The organism is Vibrio sp. A1-b2, from assembly GCF_021726015.1.
GTDB lineage: Bacteria > Pseudomonadota > Gammaproteobacteria > Enterobacterales > Vibrionaceae > Vibrio > Vibrio diazotrophicus.
Window position 1 is genome coordinate 335804 of the sequence record NZ_JAKKCI010000001.1, and the last position, 14617, is coordinate 350420.

The 14617-nt window shown below is 43.9% G+C and carries 16 protein-coding genes; 13 read left to right on the forward strand and 3 right to left on the reverse strand.

Annotation, left to right across the window (positions count from 1 at the left end; translation table 11 throughout):
* Positions 1 to 215 precede the first annotated feature (215 nt).
* The 3 genes from L3V23_RS01480 to L3V23_RS01490 are packed head-to-tail and all read right to left on the reverse strand — an operon-like array spanning position 216 to position 2965.
* Positions 216 to 1454: an NAD(P)/FAD-dependent oxidoreductase gene (locus tag L3V23_RS01480; protein WP_102966027.1), complete on the reverse strand. Its 1239-nt coding sequence runs from the start codon at positions 1452 to 1454 to the stop codon at positions 216 to 218.
* A gap of 25 nt (positions 1455 to 1479) precedes the next feature.
* Positions 1480 to 2547 (reverse strand): methyltransferase, encoded by a 1068-nt coding sequence (locus tag L3V23_RS01485; protein ID WP_042481812.1) that lies wholly within the window; start codon positions 2545 to 2547, stop codon positions 1480 to 1482.
* A 28-nt stretch (positions 2548 to 2575) separates the two neighbouring features.
* Complete coding sequence (locus L3V23_RS01490; RefSeq protein ID WP_042481810.1) at positions 2576 to 2965, reverse strand: hypothetical protein; 390 nt, start codon at positions 2963 to 2965, stop codon at positions 2576 to 2578.
* Positions 2966 to 3043: 78 nt separating this feature from the next.
* On the opposite strand from L3V23_RS01490, the gene L3V23_RS01495 reads away from it, so the two are divergent.
* Genes L3V23_RS01495 through L3V23_RS01555 form a run of 13 tightly spaced genes read left to right on the forward strand, consistent with a single transcriptional unit; the run spans position 3044 to position 14612 of the window.
* Positions 3044 to 3769 (forward strand): beta-ketoacyl synthase chain length factor, encoded by a 726-nt coding sequence (locus tag L3V23_RS01495; protein WP_102966075.1) that lies wholly within the window; start codon positions 3044 to 3046, stop codon positions 3767 to 3769.
* Positions 3766 to 4536 carry a lysophospholipid acyltransferase family protein gene (locus L3V23_RS01500; protein ID WP_042481807.1) on the forward strand — a complete coding sequence of 257 codons (771 nt, stop codon included), beginning with the start codon at positions 3766 to 3768 and terminating at the stop codon, positions 4534 to 4536. Before L3V23_RS01495 ends, L3V23_RS01500 begins: the two co-directional genes overlap by 4 nt.
* 10 nt (positions 4537 to 4546) lie before the next feature.
* Entirely contained in the window at positions 4547 to 4807 is a 261-nt protein-coding gene (locus L3V23_RS01505; protein WP_042481803.1) for a phosphopantetheine-binding protein, read from the forward strand.
* A gap of 16 nt (positions 4808 to 4823) precedes the next feature.
* A complete protein-coding gene (locus L3V23_RS01510; RefSeq protein ID WP_042481800.1) occupies positions 4824 to 5081 on the forward strand; it encodes an acyl carrier protein in 258 nt (85 codons plus the stop codon).
* Positions 5081 to 5638 carry a hypothetical protein gene (locus L3V23_RS01515; protein WP_102966028.1) on the forward strand — a complete coding sequence of 186 codons (558 nt, stop codon included), beginning with the start codon at positions 5081 to 5083 and terminating at the stop codon, positions 5636 to 5638. Before L3V23_RS01510 ends, L3V23_RS01515 begins: the two co-directional genes overlap by 1 nt.
* Before the next feature lie 6 nt (positions 5639 to 5644).
* The gene (locus L3V23_RS01520; protein ID WP_102966029.1) at positions 5645 to 7009 is read left to right on the forward strand and encodes an AMP-binding protein; all 1365 of its coding nucleotides are present in this window, start codon (positions 5645 to 5647) and stop codon (positions 7007 to 7009) included.
* Between the two features lie 25 nt (positions 7010 to 7034).
* Positions 7035 to 7403 carry a 3-hydroxyacyl-ACP dehydratase gene (locus tag L3V23_RS01525; RefSeq protein WP_081878667.1) on the forward strand — a complete coding sequence of 123 codons (369 nt, stop codon included), beginning with the start codon at positions 7035 to 7037 and terminating at the stop codon, positions 7401 to 7403.
* Positions 7390 to 9105: a glycosyltransferase family 2 protein gene (locus L3V23_RS01530; protein WP_102966030.1), complete on the forward strand. Its 1716-nt coding sequence runs from the start codon at positions 7390 to 7392 to the stop codon at positions 9103 to 9105. Before L3V23_RS01525 ends, L3V23_RS01530 begins: the two co-directional genes overlap by 14 nt.
* The gene (locus tag L3V23_RS01535) at positions 9083 to 10627 is read left to right on the forward strand and encodes an aromatic amino acid ammonia-lyase (protein ID WP_237291828.1); all 1545 of its coding nucleotides are present in this window, start codon (positions 9083 to 9085) and stop codon (positions 10625 to 10627) included. The genes L3V23_RS01530 and L3V23_RS01535 overlap by 23 nt, the downstream gene beginning before the upstream one ends.
* An 8-nt stretch (positions 10628 to 10635) precedes the next feature.
* A complete protein-coding gene (locus L3V23_RS01540) occupies positions 10636 to 11082 on the forward strand; it encodes an acyl-CoA thioesterase (protein ID WP_042481787.1) in 447 nt (148 codons plus the stop codon).
* Positions 11079 to 11705 (forward strand): outer membrane lipoprotein carrier protein LolA, encoded by a 627-nt coding sequence (locus L3V23_RS01545; RefSeq protein WP_102963456.1) that lies wholly within the window; start codon positions 11079 to 11081, stop codon positions 11703 to 11705. Before L3V23_RS01540 ends, L3V23_RS01545 begins: the two co-directional genes overlap by 4 nt.
* Entirely contained in the window at positions 11677 to 14001 is a 2325-nt protein-coding gene (locus tag L3V23_RS01550; protein WP_237291829.1) for an MMPL family transporter, read from the forward strand. Before L3V23_RS01545 ends, L3V23_RS01550 begins: the two co-directional genes overlap by 29 nt.
* Positions 13998 to 14612, forward strand: a complete 615-nt coding sequence (locus L3V23_RS01555; RefSeq protein ID WP_237291830.1) for a DUF3261 domain-containing protein — start codon at positions 13998 to 14000, stop codon at positions 14610 to 14612. The genes L3V23_RS01550 and L3V23_RS01555 overlap by 4 nt, the downstream gene beginning before the upstream one ends.
* The last annotated feature ends 5 nt before the right edge of the window (positions 14613 to 14617 follow it).

The following is a 14617-nucleotide window of genomic DNA, read 5'->3' on the forward strand; positions in this document are numbered from 1 at the left end:
AGAAAATAACAATACATTTAACATTTTGTGCACAAATTTAGGGAGATTGTGTGATTTTTATCTCATCAGACAAGAGGGAAATGTGAGCGTTATCACTCAGCTGCACTATGATAGATCTCTATGCCCAATAAAAGAGCATTAGAGACCATAGACTAAGTAATTAAATAGTTATGCAGTTTGGAGACTGCAACTACTTGCGCTCTTTTGCTGAGTATTTAGGAACTTCGGATAAGCTCGGCCAAACTGGTTAAGCGGCGTTTCGAGTCCTTCACATAAGGATTATTGGTATCCCATGCGTAACCAGCCAATATTGAGCAAATCATCTGTTTGATTCTTGAGTTTGGATTTTCATAGTAGATAACATCTTGAAGTGTACCGTCATACCACCCTTCAACATAGGTTCTAAAGGCATTCACACCAATCATCAGCGGTATTTCGTAGTCGTTTTGCCAATCAACACTTTCGCCTTTTATTTGGCGAACAACACACTCAACAGCCAATTGTGCTGATTTCATCGCTATCGTGACACCCGAAGAAAACACAGGGTCAAGAAACTCACCAGCATTTCCCAACAGAGCGTAATGTTGAGTCGCCAAATGTTTAACGTTGGCGGAATAGCCTTTCAGCTCACCTGCTGCATTCGGAAACTCTGCATTCTCAAGTAGCAGTGCCAGATGTGGCTCTTCGCCAGCTAGTTGCTTTATCGCTTCGATTTTGTCTTCAGGATAACCTTCAAAAAACTCGGGTGTTGCAACCACACCAATGGAACAAACACCATTTGAGAATGGAATGAGCCAATACCAAACATCAGCATGTTTAGGATGAACCGAAATAAGAATTTTATTTCTGTCATAGAGATGTTTATCTGCATCTATATGATCAATGGTGTGGGTAAAAATGGCTTTGCGTGCGGGTAGACAAGAAGGTTCTTCAAGATTTAAAAGTCTCGGCAACACTCGGCCGAATCCGCTGGCGTCTAACACGTAAGAGGTTTGAAGTTGATAACTATTTCCTAGCTCATCCTCTACCGTAAGCAGAGAATTCGACCCATAAAACTCTATGCTTTTCACTTCATGCTGGTAGCGAATTTCAACACCTTGGCTTTGAGCACTATCAGCAAGAACTTTATCGAAGCTTGCTCTTTGGACCTGAAAGGTAGTACCTGGCCCCGGCGTAAACTTATTGCAAAAGTCAAACTCGGTATAGACACCATTTTTCCTAAAAGCCGCACCGTTTTTAAACTGAAACCCGGCTTCTTCCACAGCCTGCAGCATACCAGCGGCCTGAACGGTCTCCATGCACGCTGGCAGTAGGCTCTCTCCTATGGAGAAACGAGGAAACTGCATTTTCTCTAGCACTAAAACATCGATACCTTGCTTGTTAAGCAAAGCTGCGGCCGTCGAACCTGACGGCCCCGCGCCAATAATAACGACTTGACGTTGCTGTATATCCATTACAATTATTCTCTGAATATTATTTTTACTTGGCTTTTAGTTCTAATAGCGTATGCCCCAGACCAATGTGGTCTGTACGCTCCACTACTTCTAAACCAGCCGCGTCAATGATCTCTAGGAAATCATCACTGCGATAAAAACGGCTGTTACCATTTGCCAGACAGGTAAAATAAAGCGAGGTGGCGTTCAAGCTATAAGAAGCCGCATCATATTTCTGGGCGTCCCAGAATAGCTCCAAAATATACACTTTTGAATCTGGTTTTAGCTGCTGTTTGACTCTTTGCAGAATACTTAGAATTTCCATTGGTGAGAAACAGTCTAAAAACTGGCTCATCCACCATACATCAGCCTGCTCTGGCAAAGCTTGGCTCTTATCCAACATGTTGGCGGGATAACCCTTTATACGCTTCGAAAAACCATTTTCTTCGGCATTTTTCAGTGCCATTTCGAGCTGCTGAGGAAGGTCAACGATCGTTACTTCAACATCTTTGTCATAGTGACAGCATTGCATTGCCCATTTACCCGTGTTGCCACCAATATCAACCAGAGTTTTAGGCTTCGAAGCAAATACATGTTCAAGAAGAATAGGAAATGAGCGATCTGAGTAAAAATGGTCGAACTGGAACCAGCTCTGTTTTGCTTTTTCTGGCAAACGAGAAAGCCCTTGGTAAATGGTTTCCCATTCGCCCAGCTCTTTAAGACCAGCGGGTTTACCTTCAGTAATCGACTCGGTTAAATGCATCATAGCGGCGTAACAAACATCCGCAGTGAAATCCATATTTGCTTGAGTCATTCCGTCATGAAGGATGAAATGCCCAAGATTCGCCAATATGTAATTTGGCTTTTCCCACAACACAATGTGGGCGCTAATTGCCATATCAAGAAGGACTTTGACACCGTACTCAGATACACCCGTCGCTTTGGAAAGAGATTCAGCGCTCGCGCCTTGCGAACCCGCTTTATCCAATTCCGTCAAAATACCTAAATCACGTAATGTACGTGCGGTTTGAAAAATAATCGGCGCAAAAGATAACTTTTGCGCCTCAGTTTTCGCTTCTAGAGCGTTATAAGGGTCTTGTTTTTGTACAAACACGAAAAAGCCTAATTATATTATTTTGAAACTATTTTACTGACGCTCTAGCCAATTGTTTCTGAATATCAACGTTCAGATTATTAACCCAGCGATTGTAATTACGGTGAATATTACCGCCACCCGCTTTCAAATTCACAGAACCGACATAGATGATGGAATAATATTTTTCACTATAAGGAATACGAACTTCCGCGCTATGATCTCGAGACATAAGTTTGGCAGTTAATTCAGTTGGAGTGCTGTTTGAAATTATCCAACCTCTATTGGTTGCAGCAACAACAATGGCAGCTTTCACTTCGTCACTTTGAAGATTATAAGCAACAGGAGTATTCTCTACGTTCATGATTGGTTGAACTCGCCCGCAGCCTGCTAAAAGAACAACTAATAGAATCGAAATCGTGTATTTTATTGCTTTCATTGCATTTCCTTGCTTTGATTGGGGAATATTAATAAACGAGCATAGTATTTAATGTGCTCAACAACAAATCAATACGTTATGTCAAATCAGTTGCATTTAATCTCATTTAATATCGATACTTGGTCAGCAAACAGTCTGGGTATCAATGGCCTGCCAGATTGGCAGCAGTGGTCCCAAACTCATCAATGGCCAGAAGATGAAACCATCGAATCTGGTCTAATCCCCCCAATGATGCGACGCCGCATGAGCCCGTTAAGTAAACTAGCGGTGCAAACGGCTATCCATCTTCTGCAAGAAGAATCTATCGATTACTTGGTATTTTCAAGTCGTCATGGTGAACTACGTCGCAGTGCTGAAATAATTAAGAATATTCTTGCTGGTGAAGAAGCTTCTCCCATGAATTTTTCTCAGTCGGTACACAACACAGCGGCAGGTTTATCAACCATTGCAACAAAACAAGCTATTCCAGTGACTTCTATAGCTGCTGGTGACAACACTTTTCACAGTGCATTAATCGAAGCTTGGATCTATCTCAAGCAATATCCCAACGCCAAGGTATTGCTGGTCGATTTTGATGAACCCCTACCTGACGATTATTCTGAATACGAAGATAAGCAGTTCAAAGGATATGCATTGGGCTTGATTTTGTCCGCTGGTAATACGTGGCAAGTTGCACAATGTGAAAAAATGGATACTATCAGCACCCTACCTCAAGCGCTTAGCTTTTTGACACACTATTTATGCAAACAACCTCACTGGATAATTGAAGGTGAAAGAACTTCATGGGAATGGCAGCAAGCATGAATGCTGTAAATAAATATTGGCGAATTTTTGCTACTGGACTCTGTTTCGCAATTTTTGGTTTAGGCGGTTTAACACTCAGTTTTATCATTATTCCTTTAATTCGACTGACAACACCAAATACGATTCAGCGTGAATATCGAGTACAAAACGTCATTCGCATTACGTTTAATTTTTTCTGTCGCTTAATGAAGTTCACTGGAGCCATTGATTACCGAATCGATGGGGCCGAGATCTTAGCCAACGATAAGAACTGTCTTGTTGTCGCTAACCATCCAAGCCTGATTGATTATGTATTAGTCGCTTCACAACTCAAGCAGTGTGACTGCTTAGTAAAAGCGGCCATTTGGTCAAATCCATTTATGAAGCATATTGTCAAAGCGGCGGGTTATATTCCAAACCAAACGCCGGATGATCTACTCGATCTGTGTGAAGAGCGATTTGAACGTGAGAACGTTCTACTCGTTTTCCCAGAAGGAACCCGTACTACACCGGGGGTCGCGTCAAAACTTCAGCGTGGAGCGGCTCAAATAGCCATTCGCACACAAAGAGACTTGCGCATAATACATATTTCCGTTTCTCCTAGCTTTCTCACAAAAGAAAAAAAATGGTATCAAGTTCCGGATACCAAGCCTTTTTTCCATGTAGAAGTTAAGGATAAAGTTGAGGTAATGCCCTTTATAGAGCAAACTAACAACCCAACTTCAGCAGCAAGAAGGCTGAACAGCTATCTTGCTGAAGCTATTTTTCCATCTATCAATAATAAATAAGTAGGTTCCCGTGGAAGTACTACACAAAGAAATTAAGCAGTTGATTATCGACGCATTAAACCTTGAAGACATCTCAATTGATGAAATTGAAACAGAGGCGCCATTATTCGGGGATGGGCTAGGACTAGACTCTATTGATGCTCTTGAGCTTGGCTTGGCAATTAAAAAGAAATATAACATCGTAATCGATGCTGATGATTCAAATACGCGCCAACATTTCGCATCTGTGGCTAACCTAGCAGCGTATATTTCATCTCAAACTAGCAACTAATTTGTAGAAAACGATTATGACAGATTTAAACAAGCAACAGGTTTTTGACCAAGTAAAAGATGCTCTGGTTGAACTTTTCGAAATCGATGAAGCCGACATTCAACCTGAAGCTCATCTATATCAAGATCTTGATTTAGATAGTATTGACGCTGTTGACCTCGTGGTTCACCTGCAAAACGTGACTGGCAAAAAAATCAAGCCAGAAGAGTTTAAAATGGTACGTACTGTCGATGACGTGGTTGAATCAGTAGTAGAACTGCTTAAGGAAGCCTGATGCGTCACTTGCTGACAGGTTTGTCTGCAATTGTTCTGCTCGCGTATCCATTTGCAATTTACTACGGCATAGATAAGTTCGGTCTGAGTATTTTAGGGGCAACGCTCGCTGTATTCTTTGTATTACGCATTTTCACAGCAAGTCGAACCAAACTTAAAGAATTCAAACAGTTAGCAATTATAAGTGGTCTTATCGGGATCACTTTAATTGTTTTGGGTATTCTATTCCGTAGTAAAGGCTGGCTGCTGTTTTATCCCGTCGCTGTAAATGCTTGCATGTTGATGGTTTTCGCAAGCAGTTTAAAGCAACCACAAACCATTATAGAAAGACTTGCCAGATTACAGGAGCCTGAACTCCCGCAAAGTGGTGTTAATTACACGCGGAAGGTCACTCAAGTTTGGTGTCTGTTTTTCTTGTTCAACGGAATTACAGCGTTATACACCTGTTTCTTACCGATTGAAGTTTGGACCTTATATAACGGTCTGATTAGCTACCTCCTGATTGGTCTATTGTTTGCCATCGAGTGGGTGGTACGCCAATTTCTTCGCAAGGATTAGCATTTAATGACATATCGCGGTACTGCATTTAGTTCTCTCTCCCATCTGTTACTAGAAAAACGTGAAAATACCGTCGTAGCGTTTGGTTCTGAGGGTGATATTACATGGGCACAATTTGTCGCCGATGTGAGTCATTACACTCAATTGCTTCATCAAACACCACAACAAAACGTCGCACTTTGTGCTCGCGATAGTTATTTGTTTACGGTCGGGTTGCTTGCACTATTCCATGCTGGGAAAACCATCATTTTGCCGGGTAATTATCAACCGGGAGCTCTGGAAGAGCTGAGTTCACAGTTTGATCTATTATTGTGCGATGACGCTATAACACCATTACGCAATACCGTGACACAGCTTATAACTACAGGCCACAATAGTAGCCCGTTCGTTTTTGCTGCTCTTTCTCCAGAAAGCATTCGACTCATTTTGTTTACTTCTGGTTCAAGCGGCACACCTAAAGCCATTCATAAGACCCTAGATCAGCTTAGTGTTGAAGTTGAAATCCTACAATCACTGTGGGGAGAGCAGATCCCTCACAGCCGAATCGAAAGTACGGTTTCTCATCAACATATCTATGGTTTGTTATTCCGAGTTCTGTGGCCATTGTGCGCAGGTAATCCATTCGCCCGACACAGTTTAGAGTTTCCCGAACAAATCACTCATCATGCGAATCAGGATACCGTTTTAGTCAGCAGCCCCGCACTGCTAAAACGCCTGACCGAAGAACACAAACCGACAAAGCTGAGATGCATTTTTTCATCGGGTGGGCCGCTGCCTTTTGCCGCAGCAAACCATGCAGAGGAATTGTTTAGCTATAGGCCAATAGAAGTATTCGGCAGTACAGAAACTGGTGGTATTGCTTATCGCCAGCAAATGACAGAACAAACCCCTTGGTCACTGTTTCCCAAAGTGGAAGTAGAGTTAAATCATGAGAATTGCTTACGCTTACGTTCTGCACATATTGATCCAACTGGCTGGTACCAAACTGCTGATGAATGTGAGTTCGTATCTGAAAACCAGTTTGTTTTGAAAGGTCGCACGGATCGGATAATCAAAGTTGAAGAGAAGCGAGTGTCACTGGTAGAAGTAGAAAAACGCGTTGACCAGTTAGACTACGTTCAAGAGTGTGCTGTTATTCCGATGCAGCAGGCTGAGCGATTGATTTTAGCCACAGCAATAGTGCTGACTGAGAGTGGTAAAACAAAGCTTGCTGAACTTGGAAAGGGCAAGTTTTGGTTGCTGCTACGCAATGAACTGAGACGTTGGCTTGAACCAATTGCTGTACCACGCAGTTTTAGAGTGGTAAAAGAGATCCCATTAAACAGTCAAGGTAAGCGCCAAGTCGCCGAGCTTGAAAAATTATTCCAATAAAAACGAAGAAAACGCCGATTATATGATGGCTAAAAGAAAACCAACGTTACTGGCTTACGAGCAAACAGAACACCATGTGCTGCTGACTATTAAAGTAGACCAAGATATCGAAGATTTTAAGGGGCATTTCAATCACTTTCCCCTACTGCCCGGTGTCACCCAAATTGATTGGGCGATCTTTTACGCGCGTCAATATTTAAACACGCCTATGCATTTTAAAGGCATGGAAGTGATTAAGTTCCAAGAACCCATCTTGCCCAATGCAGAAGTATCCCTGAGCTTAACTTGGGATGAGAGCAAACAAAAACTGGCGTTCAGTTACCAATCTCATAGAGATGGTGACGTGGTGACACATTCATCAGGCAAAATGAAACTGGGAGATGCCAGTGAGTAAGCTTGATTACCGCCCGTGCTTTTTGATTCCCTGTTACAACCACGGTGGAACCGTAGCTGGTGTTCTAGACTCAATAGCTGGTTTCGATCTTCCCGTATTCCTGGTGGACGATGGCAGCAATAAAGAGACCAAATTTGCTCTCTCCGAAGCCGCCAAACGAGCTAATGTTTCGTTAATTACCTTACCTAAAAACCAAGGTAAAGGTGGTGCTGTCGTGGCGGGTATACGCCATGCACATTGGCTCGGCTACAGTCATGTAATTCAGATTGACGCTGACGGTCAGCATGATATCAGTGCATTGCCGAATCTTATCGAAACCTCGAAGAATAACCCTCATCACTTGATTTCGGGACAACCTGTTTACGATAAAAGTGTACCTAAAGCTCGACTATACGGCCGATATGTCACACACATCTGGGTTTGGATTGAAACACTCTCGCTGGAAATTAAAGACAGCATGTGTGGTTTTCGGGCGTATCCAGTCAAAGAAAGTATTGACGTCATTAATCATCACGACATCGGCAGTCGCATGGATTTCGATACAGAAATCTTTGTCCGTATGTTCTGGAATGGCGTGCAGTTCAAATTCGTCAACACCCGTGTAATTTATCCAGAAGATGGTATTTCCCACTTCGATTCACTTTGGGATAACGTCAAAATCAGTTGGATGCATACACGACTGTTTTTCGGTATGTTGCCGCGCATTCCTAAGTTACTGATGCGCAGAAAAACGCAAGGAACTGAAACACACTGGTCAAAACGCCAAGAGCGCGGAACCGTACTGGGTATTAAAGTGCTGATGGCGATCTACAAGCTATTGGGTAGAAAGGTTTTTCGCGCCATTTTAAAGTTGGTGATGGGCTATTACCACCTCACCGGTAAACAGGCGAAGACATCATCAGAGCAGTTTATTACTCAGGTAAAAAACTTTGCCGAACAACAACAGTTGCCTGTAGCCAAAAACCTAACCAGCTATAACCATTTGTTGTCGTTCGGTGAAACTATGCTCGACAAACTGGCGGCATGGCGAGGCGATTTCAATGTCAACAATCTAACCATCCATGGTCAAGAGCAACTCACATCACTGGTTGAGCGAAAACACGGCCTGCTACTGTTAGGCTCTCATTTAGGCAATATCGAACTGTGTCGCGCGCTAAGCCGACGTCACACTCATCTTAAGATCAATGCTTTGGTGTTCACAGAGCATGCCGAACGTTTTAACACCGTTATGAAAACGGTCAACCCGAATTCAGAACTCAACCTGATACAAGTCAGCAAAATTGGGCCTGATACTGCGATTATGCTTCAGCAAATGATAGAGCGTGGCGAGTGGGTGGTAATCGTGGGAGACCGAACTTCCACCAGCGTAGAAAGCCGAGTTGTTTGGGCGGATTTTCTTGGCAAGCCTGCACCGTTTCCTCAAGGGCCATTTATGCTGGCCTCTGTCTTAGAGGCTCCTGTATACCTTATTTTTGGACTGCGCGACGACCAAAGTAAACATCCACATTTTGACGTCTACTTCGAGCATTTTAGTGACGGTATCAAACTGCCTCGCGCAACAAGGCAGGAATCTTTGCGCCAAGTGGTTCAACAATACGCAGATCGCTTGCAACACTACACAATGAAAGCACCATTACAGTGGTACAACTTCTTCAACTTCTGGGAATTAAGTAAAAACAATGACGAAGACAAACGACAATAATATTTTATTCGGCGCTGAGCGTCTGACCATTGAGGACGTTGTTTCAATCGCACAAGGCGCTTCAGCCTCTATTAACTCTTCAGCTGAATTTACCGCGAAGATTGACCGAGGCGTAGCCTTTTTAGAACGCCTACTTAAAGAAGAAGGTGTCATTTACGGCGTAACCACTGGTTATGGTGATTCTTGTACTGTCGCCATTCCACCTAATTTGGTTGAGGAACTGCCTCTGCACCTGACCCGTTTTCATGGCTGCGGTTTGGGCGAAGTACTTACTCACCAACAATCACGCGCTGTATTAGCAACTCGCTTATGCTCACTCTCACAGGGTGTATCAGGCGTGTCTCACGATGTGCTCAATCAAATTATCAACCTGATTAATCACGATATTGCCCCACGTATTCCGCAAGAAGGTTCTGTGGGCGCAAGTGGTGACTTAACCCCTCTTTCATACGTAGCCGCGACCTTGATTGGCGAACGCGAAGTGCTCTACAAAGGTGAAATTCGTTCCACTCAAGAGGTGTTCGCAGAACTTGGCTTGACGCCAATTAAACTAAAGCCAAAAGAAGGCTTAGCTTTAATGAATGGCACTTCAGTGATGACTGCCCTAGCCTGTTTGGCTTATCAGCGTGCTGAGTATCTGGCTCAGTTATGCACTAAAATTACGGCTCTTGTTTCAATTGGTATGCAAGGAAACGACTTCCATTTTGATGAAGCGCTATTTGCGGTGAAGCCTCACCCAGGTCAGCAACAAATTGCGGCTTGGTTAAGAGCCGATCTACAAGCAGAGCGTCCACCTCGTAATAGTGACCGCTTACAAGATCGCTACTCACTGCGCTGTGCTCCGCATGTCATTGGTACAGTACAAGACGCCTTACCTTGGTTGCGCCAGCTTATCGAAAATGAACTAAACAGCGCGAATGACAACCCGATCATTGATGGTGACAACGAGCGCGTACTGCACGGTGGCCACTTCTATGGCGGTCACATTGCAATGGCGATGGACACACTCAAAACCTGTGTTGCAAACCTAGCTGACTTGCTGGATCGTCAAATGGCACAGTTGATGGATTACAAGTTCAACAACGGTCTGCCGTTTAACTTAACTGGCGCAGAAGGCGAACGTAAACCGATCAACCACGGCTTCAAAGCGGTACAAATTGGCATTTCAGCTTGGACAGCAGAAGCATTGAAACACACCATGCCTGCAAGCGTATTCTCGCGCTCAACGGAGTGTCACAACCAAGATAAAGTCAGCATGGGTACAATCGCCGCTCGCGACTGCTTACGCGTATTGCAATTGACTGAACAAGTGGCGGCGGCTTCTCTACTTGCCTCCGTTCAAGCCATTGAGCTGCGCAAGCGCCATAATGAGATCGATGAGCGTCATATGAGTGCCAGCGTGAATCAAATCGTTGCTAATGTTCAGCAGGACTTTAAGTTTGTGGTAGAAGATCGCCCGTTAGAAGCAGAGCTACGTTTGTGTATTGAACGCATTCAAACCCAGCACTGGAAGCTGTACTAGGAGTGTTAATGGAGAACATTAATTTCCCATTAGAAACCGAAGTGACAGTCACCACTTCGTTTCAAGATGCCGATCCTATGGGCGTAATTTATCACGGTAACTACTTCCGCTATTTCGAAGAAGCACGACGTGTATTACTAGATAAAATCGCTTACGGTTACATAGCGATGAGTGAATCAGGCCACATGTGGCCTGTTATTGATACTCGCGTAAAATATGTCAAAGCGATTCCGTTTAACCATGAAATCCGCATCAACGCCAAGCTGACCGAATGGGAAAACCGTCTGCGCATTGATTACGTAATTTTTGATGCACAGACAGGTCAAAGAATGTGTAAGGCACATACCACTCAAGTTGCGGTCAGCATCGCTGAGCAAGAAATGTGTTTTGTCTCACCAAAACTGTTCTTAGATAAAGTTGAACATTGGCACCAAACCGGAGAATGCTTGCAATGATTAAGGTGTTTAAAAACATCACTATGTCTGTTTGTTTAAGCTTAATTGCTACTACTGGTGTTTTAGCTCAAGTAACGGATTTAGCCTCCTTGCAAGCTCAGCTTCAACAATCTCCGATTATTCGTGGTGATTTTACTCAAAGCCGCACCTTAGCCATGTTTGAACAGCCTTTGGTATCGGAAGGCTCATTTCTGCTTGAAAAACAACACGGCTTACTGTGGCAGCAACACACACCGTTTCCTGTCAACTTGGTGCTGACACAGGACAAACTACGCCAAACTTTCGCCAATCAGCCTGCACAGGTGATTAACGCCAAAGAAAACCCGATGGCGTTTTACTTCAGCAAAATCTTTTTGTCCGTATTCCATGGCGACACAGAACAACTTCAGAGTCAGTTTGATCTGCAGTTTGCTCCTCAAAGTGAACACTGGCAGTTAGTACTGACACCAAAAGAAGCGCCACTGAATGCGGTGTTCAAATCGATCGTTTTGCAAGGCAATCAAAATATTGATTCGTTGGTTCTGCAAGAAGTAAGAGGCGACAAAACTGAAATCACCTTCACCAATCAAACTCACCAACCTGAGAATTTAACGGATGCTGAACAAGCTCAGTTCCAGTTTTAGTCATTCCAAGCTGGCGATAATCTGGCTTGTTTTGGTGGTACTAAGCTGCGCCCTACTGTTGAAACAGTGGGGCTTTAGCTCATCGGTACCCATTGAAACGGACATCATGAAGCTGCTTCCTCAAAGCCGACAAGATCCGTTAGCTCAAGTGGCGTTTGATAGAGTCACCAGTAGTGTTAGTGACAAGGTGGTGTTTGTCCTCAAAGGCAATAACGATCAGCAATTGTTCGGCGCTGCTGAGAGTTTGCAAAATTCACTCTCAAGCCTGAACGCATTTTCCCAAGTTACCGGCAAAATTGACCAACAAAAACAAAATGCTTGGAGCCGTTACTACTTCTCCCATCGTTTTCAGTTTTTAACCGACGAACAGCGTTCTCGTCTTGAACTCGCTCCAGAACAGCAAGTTCAGAAAGTGATTCAAACCATTTATAACCCTTTTTCCGGCGTTACCGGTTCAGAACTAAGCAATGATCCGTTTTTGCTGTTTCGTGATTACTTAAGTCACTTAAACCAGCTGACAACGCAATTTCAGATTCAACAAGGTTTCCTCACGACGCAATTTCAAAACGATACTTATGTGCTGATAACAGCAACGTTGGCGGATTCACCTTACAGTATGTCTGCACAGCAAGTTGTGCCTAAATTGAAGAGCTTAGAGCAGACGCTAAAAGCACAATACGATGTGGATAGCGCACACACTGGTGTGTTGTTTTATGCCGACTTTGGTACTCAAAGTGCGAAATCGGAAATCAGCACCATTGGTTTGTTCTCCCTACTCGGCGTTGTCGTCATTGTCCTGTTTGTCTTTCGCAGTGCCGCGCCGCTGTTATTAGCACTGCTCTCTATCAGCGTTGGGCTTTTAGTTGCACTTGTTGCGACCACCGCCATCTTCGGCAAAGTGCATCTGTTCAGTTTGGTATTTGGCGCGAGCTTGATCGGTGTTTCTATCGACTACGCGTTTCACTATCTGACTGACCGCCTAGCAGCACAAGACAAATGGGATAGCATCCAAGGGCTTAAACATATCTTCACTGCGATTACTCTTGGTTTGATTACCAGCTTAATTGGCTACTTAGGTTTATTAATTGCTCCATTTCCCGGTTTGCAGCAACTGGCGCTATTCTCAGCCATCGGTTTAATCGCGGCCTACGCTACTGTTGTCGCTTGGTATCCTATCCTTGCACGCAAAGCGACAGCAAATCGTCCCTTACCCGGCGAGATGTTATGGCGTTGGTGGTTAGCACAATGGCAAAAACGCAGTGTCAGAACGTCTCTACCTCTGGCGTTAATGATTTTCAGTGCAGTTCAATTAACGCAAGTGAACTACGACGATGACATTCGTCAGCTTCAAGCCATGCCTAAAGAACTAAAGCAGCAGGAAGAGCTGATTAATCAAGTCTCTGGTGTGAAATCTTCACAGCAGATGCTGGTTGTGCGTGCAGAGGGCGATGAACAACTACTTATAAAACTTGAACAGCTAGACCGCACACTTGCTCAATGGAAGCGGCAGCAAACAATCAGCGGCTATCAAAGTCTCAATCAGTATTTGCCATCAATTGCGAGACAAAAATCCGACTATCAACTGGTTAGCAAGCTCTATCAGAATTATGGTCCCTCACTCTCTGAGTCTTTAAAGTTGTCGGCTCAGCCAACGCTCACTGAGCCCATGATTCCGGTCAGTTTAGCGGACTACCTCAATCAAAACGTTTCAGAACCGGTTCAGTTCCTTTATCTAGGTAAAATTGGAGAAAGCGTTGCGTCTGTCATCATGCTAAGAGATGTGAGTAACTCAGATGAAATCACCGCTTTTACCAGCCAACGGGCTGATATCAGTTACTTGGATAAAGCAGGAGAAATCTCAGCCTTGTTTGGAGAATACCGAACTAAAGTGATGGAGCTGTTAGCGGCAGCTTTGATCGGCATATCTTTGCTGCTGGTTAAACGTTATGGTGCTGCCCATACAATACGAATTGTCTTCCCATGTATGGTTGCCTGCTTAGTCGGCATTGCGGTTACCACATTAACCGGTTCAACACTTAACTTGTTTAACTTGTTGGCGTTGGTGCTTGTCGTCGGTATTGGTATTGACTACACCTTGTTTTTTGCCGAACAGGCACAGAGTCGGAGCACTTTACTGGCGATTACTCTGTCAGCTATGACCACCCTACTTTCATTTGGCTTGCTGTCACTAAGTGAAACCCACGCGATTCACAGTTTCGGCTTAACGACATTAAGCGGCATTTTTGTCGCTTGGCTGCTTTCTCCACTTGCAATAAAAAGGCAAAAAATCCAATGAAATGGTTAACAACACTCTTTGCTTGCTTGTGGCTCAGTGGCTGTAGTTTGCAACCTCACACCTCTTCGACACAAGTGGAAATCGGTCAGGATATATGGGTAGAACTTCCCTTACCCAGTGAGCTGGGACAGTCTCTTAACGCCACTCAGTTGATCTCAGCACAGTGGCAAGATGAACAAGGCAATACGCAAACTCAACAGTTACCAGTGCAGTTACAAATCGATGACCAGCATATCGTGCTAGCGGGATTTTCTTCATGGGGAACTCGATTGCTGTCATTGGATTACAATGGTGAAAATATTTCCACCCAAGTGTTAAGCGGCCTAGAAAATACCCTTCCGAAACCGGAACAAGTACTATTTAATCTGATGATCACCCTATGGCCTCGAAGTGCTTGGGAAGCACCGTTAAATAAGGTAAGGTGGTCAATCATTGATGCCCCACATCAACGCATTATAAAAAACGAAGCTGGAGAACCCGTACTGATCATTAGCTATGCTGGAAAAACACCACTCGATGGTGATATTCAGTTTTTAAATAAGCCATTGGACTATTCGATCACGATCCAGACATTAAGTCATCAAGCTAAATTAACAACTTCAGAACAGTAGAAAAA